Origin of the sequence: Teredinibacter waterburyi, from assembly GCF_001922985.1 — a bacterium.
GTDB classification, from domain to species: domain Bacteria; phylum Pseudomonadota; class Gammaproteobacteria; order Pseudomonadales; family Cellvibrionaceae; genus Teredinibacter; species Teredinibacter waterburyi.
The window spans coordinates 20,194-34,788 of sequence record NZ_MRUH01000167.1 but is presented as its reverse complement, the minus strand read 5'-3'; the positions used below and the strand labels follow the sequence as shown (position 1 = coordinate 34,788).

The following is a 14,595-nucleotide window of genomic DNA, read 5'->3' as shown; positions in this document are numbered from 1 at the left end:
GGCTGCGAGCCAATCCTTCTATTTACTCCCATTATTTATCGGAAGGATATGTGTAATTCATTGATGAGTTAATTCGAAAAAGGATCGCAACAATGGGATTTAAGACAGCTGTTATTTCTTTTGCTAATAAGCTTCTCGCAGTACTCTTTTATCAACCTATCCGTAATTTTAAAACACGAAATTTTATCGAAAAAACCATAGCGGTAATGTTTGCTTTTATTCTATTAGTAATCGTTTGGGCGACGATTGGCGCAATTTCACGCGCCTGGGAGTTTCGTGATAAAGATCCGGCCCGTGGCGCGCTGGTTGTAAGTAAAGACCCACTCGGCGATCAAGTGGATGAGATTACCTACTTGGATCAGGGCTGGCAGCCAGCCGATAGCCTCTGGTTCTATAATGTTAGCCAAGGCTCCAACCTTATCCCCTACGATTTTTTCCTAGTACTTGAACAAAAAGAATCTCGCGAACTGTTTCGCCAAAATCAGAATATTTTGCGTTATCGCTATCTGCCGCAAAAGCCTACAGCGACTAATCCCGACGGTCTACCCTTAGGAATGGCGTTAGATACCTATAAAGGTAAACGCTACATGGGCTATACCTGTGCGGCCTGCCACACTACCCAAATAAATTACCAGGGCGTTGGCATGCGCATCGATGGTGGCCCAGCAATGGCCGACATGGAAAACTTTATGGTCGATCTAGCTGCGGCAATGGAAGATACTTTGGAGAACCAAGCTAAACTAGATCGCTTTGTCGACGCTGTAACCGAGTTTGGCGACTACTCTGATCGCGAAGAAATATTGGCCGATCTACAAAAATTCGCGTTGCGTGTTGAGTCCTACACGATTATTAACAACCCGCGAACAGCTACGCGGCCCTTAACGACCTATGGCTATGCGCGGCTGGATGCCTTTGGCCGAATTTATAACCGTGTACTCGAACATTTGGTAAACCCAGAAACACTCTTAGATGCAATGTCGCGTGCGTTTACGCCGGCAGAATATGCAATGGTTTTCGCGGAAGTTGAACCGATACTTAACGGTGATGAGCACGATCATTTAATCGAGCGGATTCGCAGTGTGCCCAGTTTAAGTGGCGATGATCAGCCCAGCTTGAAGCGGTTGGTTAAACTTCGCGATGAAATTTTTAATCCTGCCGATGCGCCGGTGAGCTATCCGTTCCTTTGGGATATTCCACAACACGATTATGTGCAGTGGAATGGTGTTGTCGGTAATGCCGGTATCGGCCCGATAGGGCGCAATGCCGGTCAGGTTATTGGCGTGTTTGGTACGCTCGACTGGCAGCAGAAAAAAGGTGTAACCCTTTCGTCTATTCTAGGCGGCCAGGGCTTTGATAATCGGCATATTGAGTTTGACTCGTCGGTTAATATTCGAAATGTTCGTCGTGTTGAGAATCAACTGCGCGACCTATATTCACCACAATGGCCAGGCGAATTAGAAAATCTCCCCGATTGGCCGGAGGGCAAGCCGGTATTGCCAGCGATCGATCAAGTTAAGGCGGATAAAGGTAAAGTGCTATTTCGCGGCTACTGCGAAGGCTGCCACGAGAACATTAATAGAACCAGCCCCGATCGGCGCGTAGTGGCGAGAATGACAAGCCTAAAAACGATGAAAACCGATGCGAAAATGGCCGAGAACAGTGTCGACTGGAACGGTTATAGCGGCATAGTCAAAGGAAAGTATGCTGATGCCGGCGTAGGTAAGATGTTGTTAGAACGCAAAGCCCCCGCGGCGAGTTTGCTTACCATCGCCACAACAAACGTGGTGACTACGCCAGACCCAGACAAAATTTTTATTCAACGCTGGGCAGAGCGGGTATTCGATTTTGCCATTACCTTTTTTGATAATGAAGTAAAAGCGTCGATAAAAGAAGGTAATTACGATCCCGACTCTACCGTAAAACCATTGCAGTCTTTGCTCTCATATAAGGGCCGATCGCTGAATGGAATTTGGGCTACAGCCCCTTATTTACATAATGGTTCGGTGCCAAGCCTCTATCATTTGTTGTTGCCCAAAAAGCGCCCAGGAGACCCAGATGATGGCCTCTATCGACCAGATGAATTTATTGTTGGCTCGCGTGAGTTCGACCCGGAATATGTAGGCTTGAAGTGGCAAGGTTATGACGGCTTTTTGTTTAGAACGGATATTTATGGCAACGGCAATGGTGGTCACGAATATGCGTCTGGGCATTCACCACAGTTAAATGGCGAAGTACTACCCGCATTGAATGACGACCAGCGTTGGCAGTTGGTTGAATATTTAAAAACCCTTTAATGACTTAATCCTTTAACCTAGAACGCTTAAACTCTGCAACAATTAACCTAAGTACGGAGAGGCTCATGACGGATTATCTAGCACAACTTGACGCAGCAGAAGATGACCAAAAATTCAATTTGGTTCGCGCTTGGATAGCCAGTGAGCCGTTGGCGTTTTTTAAAGTATTGCGCCAGCAACGGCCTATTTTGCAAACGGATATGGCAACACTAATAACACGCTTAGACGATTGCGTAGAGGTGTTGAATCAACCTAAGGTTTTTACCGTTAAATTGTATGAACCAAAAATGTCCGATTTTTTAATGTCTCATGATGACGATGCCTTTCACACCCGTGAAAAATCGATTATGCAGGGCTTTCTTAATCGCAACGATCTGCCGCGCGTCCGCGCCTTGGTCAAACAGGTTAGCGCGAATATCTTGGCCAAGGCGAATGGTCGAATCGACTTTGTGGGCGATTATTGTCGAATGGTGCCGGCAACTTTGGTGCAAGACTATTTCGGCTTAGATGGCGTCGACAAATCCGAATTGATCGAGTGGTCTTACTGGAACCAGGCCGATACTTTCTACAACCAACCCTTCGATGATCACACCCAGGCCGAGCGCGATGAGATTGTTGCGCAGCATAACGCCGCCGGAGAAAAATTGGCCGCCTATGTGGTAAAGCTTATGGCCCGAAAAATTATTGCCGTAAAAGCGGAACAGGCGAAAAATATTTTATTGGTGGTTTGGTACGGGTTACGAAAGTTAATAAGCCACTTGATGGGCGACAAAAATACCACCACCACAGACGATATTGTCTGCCGGATGATTCGCAGCAGCTTCGCTGAAGAGGTGGAGTTTAATATTAAGCGTGTCGGTATTAATGCTGGCGGGCTGCTAATTGGCGCAATCGAAACAACGTCGCAAGCGGTTGCACAGGCGGTGGAGTATCTGCTGAATCACCCCGATATTTTAGCCGAGGCTAAAATCGCCGCTGCCAGTGACGATACCACCAAATTCGACAATTATGTTTGGGAGGCATTGCGCTATGTGCCGATTTCACCCTACTTGTTCCGACAAGCTGCGTCCGAGGTGGTAATCGCTCGCGGCACTGAACGTGAAGTTACGGTTCCCGCTGGCGGCTATGTGTTGGCCGCTACGCAGTCGGCAATGTTTGATGAGCGTGCTTTTGCCGACCCAGATGAATTCAAACCTGGGCGTAATTGGTATCACCAGTTTCATTTTGGCTATGGTGAGCATGCGTGCCTTGGTCGCTACATAGGTGCGGAGATGATTCCTGAAATGGTACGTCAAATTTTGTTGCAAGACGGTCTCCAGCAGCAGGGCCCAATCGACTATCAAGGCGGGCATTTACCCCAGAGCTATCCACTCACTTGGGCGGTGTAGGTGCGACTTTTACCTAGAGTTTGTTAGAATCAGCACCCGAATTACCTTCATCTAGCGATCATCACTATGTCTGAGTCGTCGTCCGTTGCTGAATCCGCATCTCCCGATCTTGCCAATACCGATACTAATGTACTTAATAGCTCGAGCTTTTGGCAAAAGCCGGAAAACCTTTTACTGTCGATGACCTTTATCATGTCGTTTTTGTTTGCGACATGGCAGGTGTTGCTAAACAATTTTGTTGTTGAGCGAGCCCAGTTCACCGGTGTCGAAATTGGCATTTTGCAAAGCTTGCGCGAGGTTCCAGGTTTTTTGGCTTTTACCGCCGTATTTGTATTGCTGATTCTGCGCGAGCAATATTTTGCCTTGCTGGCCATCGCGCTTATGGCTTTGGGCGTTGCCGCAACGGGCTTCTTCCCATTTGCGATAGGCCTCTATCTAACCACCGTGGTTATGTCGATTGGCTTTCACTATTTTGAGACGATTAATAAGTCTTTGACCCTACAGTGGTTACCTAAAAGTAAAACCCCGCACTTTATGGGTCGCGCCTTGGCGATAAAGGCCATTGCATCGCTATCGGCCTATGCGCTTATTTTTATCGCAATGGATATGTTTGGTGTCGACTACAAGTGGATGTATCTGTTGGCAGGTGCTGGCGGTTTGATTCTGGTGGCGATTCTGGCGTTGCGATTTCGCGATTTTGGTCATCAGGTTGAACAAAATAAAACGCTATTTTTACGCAAACGCTATTGGCTCTATTACGGGTTAGTCTTTTTAAGTGGCGCGAGGCGGCAGATTTTCACGGTGTTTGCCGGTTTTATGATGGTCGAAAAGTTTGGCTACAGCGTCGGCGAAATTAGCGCGTTGTTTATTATTAACTATGTGTTTAATTTTATGTTCGCTTCACGCATTGGTAAATTCATTGGTTTTATCGGCGAGCGGCGTGCGCTTATTATTGAATACATTGCGCTCATTCTAGTGTTTACCAGCTATGCGTTTGTTAGCAATTCGCATATTGCGGCCGGTCTGTATGTTATCGATCACTTGTTTTTTGCGTTCGCTATTGCGATTTCCACCTACTTCCAAAAAATCGCCGATCCAAAAGATATGGCCGGTACGGCGAGCGTGAGTTTCACTATTAATCATATTGCCGCGGTGGTTATTCCGGCGCTATTGGGTATGGTTTGGATCTATTCGCAAAGCGCAGTTTTTCTGGTAGGTGTGGTGTTTGCGGTGTGCTCACTGGTGTTAAGTTTTAATATCCCTCAGGCCCCAGCTGCTGGTAATGAAGTGATATTGGGTTTTCGCGGTAGCAGCTCGAACTAATTTTTCTAGTTTAAAATTGGTAGCGTTTTAGCTTGCGCCAGCTATCCCAAGAATAGAGCGCCAGTGCCGACCAGATAAACACAAAGGTAAGCGTTTTTTGCCACACTAATACTTCGCCAAACCAGAATACGGCGGTTAACAGTACAGTGCTGGGTGCAATGTACTGAATAAACCCCATGGTGGAGTAGTTTAAGCGTGATACCGCGGCGGCAAATAACATCAGCGGAACGCTGGTAAGTGGTCCGGCGCAGATTAAAAATAGCGAGAAGCTAAAGCTGTCGGCCATTTGCGTAAGTGAATCACCAGCGGAAAAATAGAATAAGTACACCAGTGATGGCGGTGTGAGGATTAGCGTCTCAATAAATAAACCTTCCAATGCGCCAACCTTTATGATTTTGCGTAAAAGCCCATAGAGGCCAAACGCAAACGCCAAGATAAGCGCAACATAGGGCAGGCTGCCGAGCGTAATTGCCTGTAGCGCAACACCGGCACTGGCAAGTGCGACGGCCAGCCATTGCAAGCGTCGCAATTTTTCACCCAAAAACAGCAGACCACAAAGAATATTAACCAGCGGGTTAATATAGTAGCCCAGGCTAGTTTCCAGCAAGCGGCCACTGTTGGCAGCCCAAATAAACACCAGCCAGTTAATGGCAATAAATAGTGTCGAGCCAAACAACACTAGCAGCGTGCGCGGATTACTTAGGTGCACCCAGATAAGTTTATGGCGCTGACTAATGAGTAGCGCTATGCCGGTGAACAGCAGCGACCAAATAATACGGTGGACAAAAATTTCGGCGGCCGAGATGTGATCCAGCGCTTTAATATAAATTGGTAGAAATCCCCAAATGCCATAGGCGGCGAGGGCGTAGAATAATCCGCGGCGGTCTTCGGCTAGGCTTGATGAAGTTGAAGTCACGGCTGAATGCTCTGGGAAATGGGGGTTGAACAAAGTGCAAAACGACGATTGGATTTCGCAACACAGTATAGGGCTAGCAGGGTAAAAGGTTGACGAAAAAAACAGAATTAAGCCGCGAGTGGTTTGTGTACATGATGTTATGCGCCGACGATACCCTCTACACGGGTGTTACGACTGATCCACAGCGGCGCGAACAAGAACACAACAGCGCTACAAAAGCGGCACGTTATACACGAGCGAGACAGCCAGTGAGCTTGGTTTACAGTGAAGTGAGTGAGTCGCGAAGTAGCGCCTGCAAACGAGAGGCGGAGCTTAAAAAACTCTCCCGCCTACAAAAGAATGCATTAATAGCTGAACAGCGAAGCTAAAAAACGTACAATTGCGGCCCTTTGTGAATTGAGGCTGTCGCCTGTTTCGCACGCCTCTGCTGCAACCACAGATGTAAGACATAAAATCATGATTGAATTTGTACAAGGCCAACGTTGGGTGGTCGATTCTGAACCGGAGCTTGGTCTCGGTATTGTTACTCAAGTCGCGCCGCGCACTGTGTCGATTTTCTTCCCCCTGGGCGATTGCGAGCGTCAATATGCGCGCCGCGAAGCGCCACTAACACGCATTCAATTTACCATCGATGATGAAATTGATCTCGCCTCCGGAGAGTCTGCAACCGTTGTTGCCGCTCACGAGCATGACGGTTTGATGATTTACGATATTGGTGAAGAGCTGGTAGTCGAAACTAAACTCGCCGCACAAGTGAGCTTGAATCAACCGTTGGTGCGTTTGTTAACAGGGCAACTAGATGCCCCCAAATGGTTCTATTTTCGCCGTCAGCTCGACGAATCTATGGGGCGCCTGTGGCGATCGCGTTTAGCCGGTTTGCTGGGCGCGCGTGCGAATCTTATTCCTCATCAACTCTATGTTGCCTGGATGGCCTGTGAGCGCGAGAAGGTCAGGGTACTGTTGGCAGACGAAGTTGGTTTAGGTAAAACCATCGAAGCGGGCATGATCTTGACTCGCTTGTTGAAGTTCGAACGAGTGCAGCGGGCGTTAATTTTGGTTCCCGACTCCCTACAGGTTCAGTGGTTGGTCGAGATGGTGCGCAAGTTCAACCTGATCCCAAGCCTATACAGCCCTGAGGGCCACGACTTCGAGTCGGGTCAGATTCATATCGTCCCTCACGGTGCAGTCGAGTACCTGAGCGACGAACTGCTGAATGCCGACTTTGATATTACCATTGTCGATGAAGCTCACCATATTGCGCCCGGCAGCGTAGCGTTTGATTGTTTGGAAGCGCTTTCCTATAGCAGTGATCACTTGGTATTGCTGACAGCAACACCGGAACAGCTCGGCGTAGATAGCCACTTTGCGCGCTTGAAACTACTCGACCCCGCCAAGTTTACCTCCCTTGCAGAACTGCAGCAGCAAGAGCAAAACTACCAAGAGCTTAACCAGCAGATTCGCGACTTGCCCGGCAGCCGCGCCGACTTGTTAGCGCGTTACGAGCTCTCCGCTGACCTGAGTGATGAAGAGGTGGTTGACCAATTACTCGATTGCCACGGTATTGGCCGCGTAATGTTTCGCAATGTACGCTCGGCGATTCGAGGTTTTTGCGATCGCGTGGCTCGCCCTGAATTGCTGGAAGGCGATAGCTGGGACGACAAGTTTGAGTGGCTAGCGCAATTTGTGAAGAGCTACCCCGAAGAAAAAATCTTGGTTATCACCCACGACTACGACGATGTGCGGGCCTGCGAAAGTTACCTCTGGAAAAAACACGGTATCGATGCCGCTTTATTCCACGAGCATCAAAGTTTAATTGAGCGCGATAAGGCCGCCGCTTACTTCGCGGATCAAGACAGTGGCAGCCAACTGCTTTTATGTTCCGAAATTGGTAGCGAAGGCCGAAACTTCCAGTTCAGTTGTCATCTGGTTTGCCTTGATTTACCTGACCATCCAGACTTGTTAGAGCAGCGTATTGGCCGTCTAGATCGCATCGGTCAAACCCGCGAAGTGAATATTCACATACCTTTCTGCGAAGGCACACTCGATGGTTACCGATTTTATTGGATGCATGAGATCCTAAACTGTGTCGAACAGCAAAACCCTGCCGCCGGCATGGTGCACGAGGCGCTGTTGGCTGAAACCACAGCCGAAGAATTCTATACGCTGGAAGGTTTAAACCACGACCTTACCGAACGCGCGCGGCGCGATGTGGCGGAGCAGCAGCGTTCGATTCAAGATGGCCGTGACGCCCTGTTAGAAATGAACAGCTGTCGCCAACCATTTGCCGATGAATTGAGCGACCGAATCGCACTGTTTGAGCAAGAGTCGCCGTTAGCCTTGGTGGAAATGTCCAGTGACCTGCTGCAATTTCATTTCGAGGCCACCCAAGATGGCTGTTACAGCTTAGTTCCATCGGACAAGATGTTAATCGGTGCACTGCCAGGAATTCCCCCGGAAGGTGTAGAGGTAACATTTTCGCGCGAGATCGCCGGTCGTCGCGAAGATGTACAGTTTATGAGCTGGGACTCGCCCTTTATCAGCGGTTTGTGGGAGCTATTACATCATTCTGATCTCGGGGCAGCATCCGTTGCAACCCTACCGAACCCGCAGTTGCCGGCTGGCCACTGTTTGTTGGAGGTCTGTTTTGACGTGGTTATTCAGTCGCCCTATTCGACCGCTTGCTTACCATTCTTAACCAGTCATTCGGTGCGCGCCTTGGTGTTAGATGTCAGCGCTAAAAACCTGGCTGGACTGCTGTCTGAAGAGTCCCTGCAAAATACCGTTGAGCCGGTTAAAAAGTATTTGGCCCGGGATGTCGTGAAGTCTCGTAAAACTGAAATATCAGCTTGGTACAAAAATGCAGAAGCATTTGCTGAACAAGATAAGGAAGTACTGTTAAAAACCGCGGCGGAACAAGCACAGCATTACTTTTCTGGCGAGATTGCCCGTTTGGATAACCTTGCGAAACGCAACAGCCTGATTAATCCTGATGAGGTCGCCCAGCTAAAATTACGCCAAGAGGGTGTAGTTAACGCTCTGCTAAACGACGCTCGATTGCAGCTTTCTGCCATACGCCTAATCGTTATTACGGAATGATTCGAGTCCGCAGGGCCGCTAAGAGTGATAAAGGCGACACATAGTACAAAAATTCATACTTTTGTGCGGTTGCCCTGCAAACGGTTACATTGTAATTTAAACGACACTGTAAGGGATGTGTCGTAAAGGCCCCCTTCCTTGTAAGGCTATTGCCGCTTAATTTGATGCCTTGTTGCTGTCTTTGCAGCGGGGTACCGGTGGTAAAAATAGCGCTATAAAAACAATAATTAACGCGAACCTAGATTACTCAGTAATCAATATTACCCAGAAAACTAACTACAAATACCGAAGCCTGTCTGTCGTCCGGATTTTATGCCGGTATGGGCGTCGAGTTTATTTACTCTCTCAAAAGTTTTGGAGCTAATAATAATGAACAAAACATTATTCAAACAATGTGCAACTAAGCTGGCTAAAGCCGGTGCTGTTGTAACCGCAGCGATGACGCTGACAATAAACGCATGGGCCGGTTTTACCGTGTCTGGCACTCAGGTTTTAGACGGAAACGGTAACGCTTTCGTAATGCGCGGTATTAACCATGCACACGCTTGGTACACCGGTGAAACTCAATCTATCGCTGACATTGCAGCGACCGGTTCTAACGTTGTTCGTGTTGTATTGAGCAACGGCGAGCAGTGGACCCGCAACAGCGCCTCAGACGTGGCCAACATCATCTCTTTGTGTAAAGCCGCGCAAATCATTTGTATGCTTGAAGTTCACGACGCCACTGGTGGCGGTGAAGAAAGCGCAGCCGGCACTATCTCTGGTGCGGCTAACTACTGGGTTGATATCGCTAGCACTTTGCAGGGCGAAGAAGACTACGTAATCATTAACATCGCCAACGAGCCTATCGGTAACAACCAATCTGATGCAAAGTGGATCGATGAGCACAAAGCTGCCATTCGCACTATCCGTAATGCTGGTTTGACCCATATGTTGGTTGTAGATGCGCCTAACTGGGGTCAGGATTGGGACAACGTTATGCTGAACAATGCTTCTGATGTTGCTTCTGCGGATACTCGCAGCAACACCATGTTCAGTGTTCACATGTATGAGGTTTACCAGACTCGTAGCCGTGTAGAAAACTATGTATCTGACTTCCTAAGCAACCATAACCTACCTTTGATCGTTGGTGAGTTTGGTGCTGATCACCAAGGTGAGCCAGTTGACGCCGACAGCATTATGGCTGTTGCCGAGCAGTACAATATTGGCTACATCGGTTGGTCTTGGTCCGGTAACGGCAGCTGCTGTGAAGCCTTGGATATCGCCAACAGCTTTAATGCAAATAGCTTGAGCTCTTGGGGTGACCGTTTGATCAATGGCGCTAACGGCATTGCATCTACCTCACGTAAAGCTACCGTTTTTGGCGGTAGCAACGGTTCTAGTTCTTCTTCAAGCTCTTCTAGCTCGTCTTCATCTTCTAGCTCAAGCTCTTCAAGTTCTAGCAGCTCTTCAAGCTCGTCTTCTTCTAGCTCTTCGACTGGTGGTGCTTGTACCGAACAGTGTAAGTGGTATCAAGATGACCCACGTCCTTTGTGTGCTAACCAAACTAGCGGTTGGGGCTACGAAAATGGTCAGAGCTGTATCGGTCGTACCACTTGTGAATCACAAGGCGGCAACGGTGGCGTTATAAGCTCTTGTGGCAGCTCATCTTCAAGCTCTAGCAGCTCTTCAAGCTCTTCTTCAAGTTCTAGCAGCTCAAGTTCTTCAAGCAGCTCGTCTTCAAGCAGTTCTTCAAGCTCTAGCAGCTCATCGTCTAGCTCTAGTTCATCTAGCTCAAGTAGTTCTTCTACCGGCGGTAACGGTGGCCAGCAGTGTAACTGGTACGGTACTAACTACGCGTTGTGTGCTAACCAAGATAGCGGTTGGGGATACGAAAGCAACCAGAGCTGTATCGGTCGTACTACTTGTGAATCACAAGGTGGTAACGGCGGTGTAGTTGGCGGTTCTTCTAGCTCGTCTTCTTCATCTTCTAGTTCTTCGTCTTCTAGCTCGTCGTCTTCATCTTCGAGCTCAAGCTCTTCAAGTTCTAGCAGCTCATCAAGTGGCGGCACTGGCGGTACCTGTAACTGGTACGGCTCTAGCTATCCACTATGTACCAACACTAGCAGTGGTTGGGGATGGGAAAACAATGCGAGCTGTATCGCTCCTAGCACTTGTAATTCTCAGTAATTATATGAGCTAGTCACCATTCGTTTTTTGAATGATGAGAAAAAAGCAGGGCCTTAGGGCTCTGCTTTTTTTTTGCCCGTATGAATTGCGGGAGCAGCCGCTATACTAGCCACCGTTTCAAATTGATAAAAAGAGTAGTTGCCGTGAAAGTAGGTCAAGTGTTTACCGGAACCGTTAGAGATTTAGCTAGCGATGGCCGTGGCGTGGTAGTGAACCCGGACGGTAAAACGTTTTTTGCTGCAGGCGTTTGGCCGGGGGAGAAGGGCGAGTTTCGCGTTACCGGTTTAAAGGGCCGGGTAGGTTTCGCAAAGTTGTTAACCCTTGATATGGCTAGCGCTAACTCAAAACGGGTAACGCCAGCGTGCCAGTATCACGGTATCGACGACGCCAGTTGTGGCGGCTGCCCTTGGATGTTTATGGACTATGAAGAGCAGTTAAACGCCAAACAACAACGCGTAGCGCAGGCGATGCAAAGGCTGGACGCCGTGGCCAGCGTACAGCCGATTATTGGCTCTGCGAAAACCTTAGGCTATCGCAATCGTGCGCAATTCAAATCCAATGGTCCAAAGTTGGGATATGTTGCCTTGGCTAGTAATAATCTTGTTGATGTTGCCGAGTGCCCAGTGTTAACACCCCACAACAACACGACGCTAAAAGATCTCCGTGTAGAGTTGCCCAATAACGCTTGGCGGCCAAAGTCTAAGCAGCAGTGGGTCACCTTGGATATCGATGAAAGCGTTACGGCGAGTAATGCCAGTGTTAATGCGCGCTTGCCGTTTCAGCAGGGCAATGACCAGCAAAACAAAGTAATGCAAGATTGGTTGGCTGGAATGCTTGAGACTTTTCCAACATCTTTAAAAGTGTTGGAGCTGTTTTGTGGGTCTGGCAACTTAACTAAAATAATCGCGGCTGCGGGCTTTACCAAGATAACCGCGGTTGAGGTGATCGATACCGCGCTGGAACAGTTGCGAGAGCAAGATTTGGCTGGTGTTGAAGTATTGGCCTGCGATATTTATAACGAGTACAAACTGGGCCCGGTGCGCGTTGCGTTTAAAAAACACGATGTCTTGGTGTTAGACCCGCCCCGTGACGGCTTAAAAACCTTGCCGATATTAATGCCGGGTAAGCCCAAGTTTAAACATATTTTTTATGTCTCCTGTGACTTGCCCACCTTCACTCGTGATGCGGGCGTGTTAATTGAAAAGGGCTACAAGCTGAATTCTGTGCAGCCGCTCGACATGTTTCCGCAAACGCAGCATATTGAGTTGATGGCGCATTTTAGCCTTTAGCTGATTCGCTTTATCAAACCCAACATTCAACAGCGTCGAGTCTGATAAAGCATCGTGTAGCGTCGCTGATCTAAACTGAATTAGCTCGACAAAGCTTTCGCATGGTAGGCGATATGGTCGGCGATAAAACTCGCGATAAAAAAGTAACTGTGGTCGTAGCCGGGCTGAAAGCGAAGCGTAAGCGGATGCTGGTTAGCCTCGCACGCCTGTTGCAATAACTCGGGCTTCAATTGCTCCTGCAAAAAGCCATCATCTTCCCCCTGATCGATAAACAGTGGTGTTTTACACTCACTTTTACCAACCAGTGAACAGCTGTCGTAAGTTTCCCATAGGCGCTTATCGCTACCGAGATAACCCTGCAGCGCCTTGTGCCCCCAGGGGCAATTAATTGGCGAGCAGATTGGCGCAAACGCAGAGATTGAACGATATAGTTGAGGGTTCTTCAAGCCTAACGTAATGGCGCCGTGCCCCCCCATTGAATGCCCGAAAATACCGCTACGCTGGCCGTCTACGGGGAAATTGCTCTCCACTAATTGCTTTAACTCTGTGGTGATATAAGTTTCCATTTTATAGTGAGACGCCCACGGCGTTTGTGTTGCATCTAAATAAAAACCGGCGCCTTTACCGAAGTCGGTGGCGGTTTCATCGTCGGCAACGTCTTCACCTCTTGGGCTTGTGTCGGCGGCCACAATTGCAATGCCATATTCAGCGGCATAGCGTTGTGCACCTGCTTTTTGGACGAAGTTTTCGTCGTTGCAGGTAAGCCCAGACAGCCAATACAGCACGGGTACAGGCTTTTCTGGCGAAGCATTTTCTGGCAGATAAATAGAAAAACGCATACTGCAGTTGAGAGTGCTGCTTTGATGCTGGTAGCGTAATTGAGTGCCGCCAAAGCATTTTTGATGAGCGATTTCGAGCATTTAGGTAACCCTGAATATTAGTGAGGCTTGCCCCTAGCGGCGTAAGTGACCGGCTAGGGGAGCTGAGCTTTCGCAGACTTAGTCGCTGGAATTAATAAACCACCACGGAGCGGATACTCTCGCCGCTGTGCATTAAGTCGAAGGCTTTATTGATGTCATCAAGTGGCATGGTGTGGGTGATAAGGTCGTCGATATTAATTCGGCCGTCCATATACCAGTCGACAATCTTAGGTACGTCGGTACGGCCGCGAGCGCCACCAAAGGCGCTACCGCGCCACGAACGCCCGGTTACCAACTGAAAGGGTCGAGTGGAAATTTCTTGGCCTGCGCCAGCCACGCCGATAATACAGCTCTGCCCCCAACCTTTATGGCTGCATTCTAAGGCTTGACGCATAACATTGACGTTGCCAATACATTCAAAGCTGTAATCAACACCGCCATTGGTTAAATCAATAATGGCTTCAGTAACATTGCCTACTTCTTTGGGGTTTACAAAATCCGTCATGCCAAACTTACGGCCAAGGGCTTCTTTAGCAGGGTTGGTATCGACGCCGATAATGCGCGAAGCACCTACCATGCGGGCGCCCTGAATAACATTCAGGCCAATACCTCCCAAACCAAATACGGCCACAGTACTACCGGCCTCGACATTCATGGTGAAAACCACGGCGCCGATGCCAGTGGTAACGCCACAGCCGATATAGCAGACCTTATCAAAGGGGGCATCTTCGCGAATTTTCGCCAGGGCAATTTCAGGCAGCACGGTGTAGTTAGAAAATGTCGAGCAGCCCATATAGTGCAACAGTGGCTTACCTTCGAAGGAGAAGCGGCTGGTGCCGTCGGGCATCAAGCCCTGGCCTTGAGTGGTTCGAATTGATTGACACAAGTTCGTCTTCGGGTTGAGGCAAAAATTACATTCTCGGCATTCAGGTGTATAGAGCGGAATAACATGGTCGCCGGGTTTTAGTCCTTTTACGCCTGCTCCAACTTCACGAACAATGCCCGCACCTTCGTGACCGAGAATGGCGGGGAAGGCGCCTTCGGGATCGTCCCCAGACAGAGTGAAAGCGTCGGTGTGACAGACACCGGTGGCCACGATTTCCACCAGAACTTCTCCGGCCTTGGGGCCTTCAAGATCTACTTCGACAACTTCTAAAGGCTTTCCGGCGCCAAAGGCTACCGCTGCGCGAGTTTTCATGG

The 14,595-nt window shown here is 48.8% G+C and carries 10 protein-coding genes; 7 read left to right on the top strand and 3 right to left on the bottom strand.

Annotated features, from left to right (window positions below; all coding sequences use genetic code 11):
• Nucleotides 1-92 precede the first annotated feature (92 nt).
• The 3 genes from IDZ20_RS13580 (at nucleotide 93) to IDZ20_RS13570 (ending at nucleotide 5,005) form a co-directional block, all read left to right on the top strand.
• Nucleotides 93-2,294 carry a di-heme-cytochrome C peroxidase gene (locus IDZ20_RS13580; protein ID WP_245792330.1) on the top strand — a complete coding sequence of 734 codons (2,202 nt, stop codon included), beginning with the start codon at nucleotides 93-95 and terminating at the stop codon, nucleotides 2,292-2,294.
• A 65-nt stretch (nucleotides 2,295-2,359) separates the two neighbouring features.
• Nucleotides 2,360-3,682, top strand: coding sequence for a cytochrome P450 (locus IDZ20_RS13575; RefSeq protein ID WP_188151982.1), 1,323 nt, complete (start codon nucleotides 2,360-2,362; stop codon nucleotides 3,680-3,682).
• Between the two features lie 180 nt (nucleotides 3,683-3,862).
• A complete protein-coding gene (locus IDZ20_RS13570; RefSeq protein ID WP_245792344.1) occupies nucleotides 3,863-5,005 on the top strand; it encodes an MFS transporter in 1,143 nt (380 codons plus the stop codon).
• A 10-nt stretch (nucleotides 5,006-5,015) separates the two neighbouring features.
• Here the strand turns inward: IDZ20_RS13570 and rarD are convergent, their stop codons facing one another.
• A complete protein-coding gene (rarD, locus tag IDZ20_RS13565; RefSeq protein WP_188151981.1) occupies nucleotides 5,016-5,921 on the bottom strand; it encodes an EamA family transporter RarD in 906 nt (301 codons plus the stop codon).
• An 89-nt stretch (nucleotides 5,922-6,010) separates the two neighbouring features.
• Between rarD and IDZ20_RS13560 the strand changes: the two genes are divergently transcribed.
• From IDZ20_RS13560 to IDZ20_RS13545, 4 genes are all read left to right on the top strand, one after another.
• Nucleotides 6,011-6,289, top strand: coding sequence for a GIY-YIG nuclease family protein (locus IDZ20_RS13560; RefSeq protein WP_245792329.1), 279 nt, complete (start codon nucleotides 6,011-6,013; stop codon nucleotides 6,287-6,289).
• Nucleotides 6,290-6,377: 88 nt separating this feature from the next.
• On the top strand, nucleotides 6,378-9,017 hold the full coding sequence (locus IDZ20_RS13555; protein WP_188151980.1) for an SNF2-related protein: 2,640 nt from the start codon (nucleotides 6,378-6,380) through the stop codon (nucleotides 9,015-9,017).
• 438 nt (nucleotides 9,018-9,455) lie between these two features.
• The gene (locus IDZ20_RS13550; RefSeq protein ID WP_245792343.1) at nucleotides 9,456-11,186 is read left to right on the top strand and encodes a cellulase family glycosylhydrolase; all 1,731 of its coding nucleotides are present in this window, start codon (nucleotides 9,456-9,458) and stop codon (nucleotides 11,184-11,186) included.
• Between the two features lie 143 nt (nucleotides 11,187-11,329).
• On the top strand, nucleotides 11,330-12,475 hold the full coding sequence (locus tag IDZ20_RS13545; protein WP_188151978.1) for a class I SAM-dependent RNA methyltransferase: 1,146 nt from the start codon (nucleotides 11,330-11,332) through the stop codon (nucleotides 12,473-12,475).
• A gap of 80 nt (nucleotides 12,476-12,555) precedes the next feature.
• Here IDZ20_RS13545 and fghA read toward each other — a convergent pair whose 3' ends face one another.
• Nucleotides 12,556-13,395, bottom strand: a complete 840-nt coding sequence (gene fghA / locus IDZ20_RS13540) for an S-formylglutathione hydrolase (protein ID WP_188151977.1) — start codon at nucleotides 13,393-13,395, stop codon at nucleotides 12,556-12,558.
• A gap of 91 nt (nucleotides 13,396-13,486) precedes the next feature.
• On the bottom strand, nucleotides 13,487-14,593 hold the full coding sequence (locus tag IDZ20_RS13535) for an S-(hydroxymethyl)glutathione dehydrogenase/class III alcohol dehydrogenase (protein ID WP_188151976.1): 1,107 nt from the start codon (nucleotides 14,591-14,593) through the stop codon (nucleotides 13,487-13,489).
• Nucleotides 14,594-14,595: the final 2 nt, after the last annotated feature.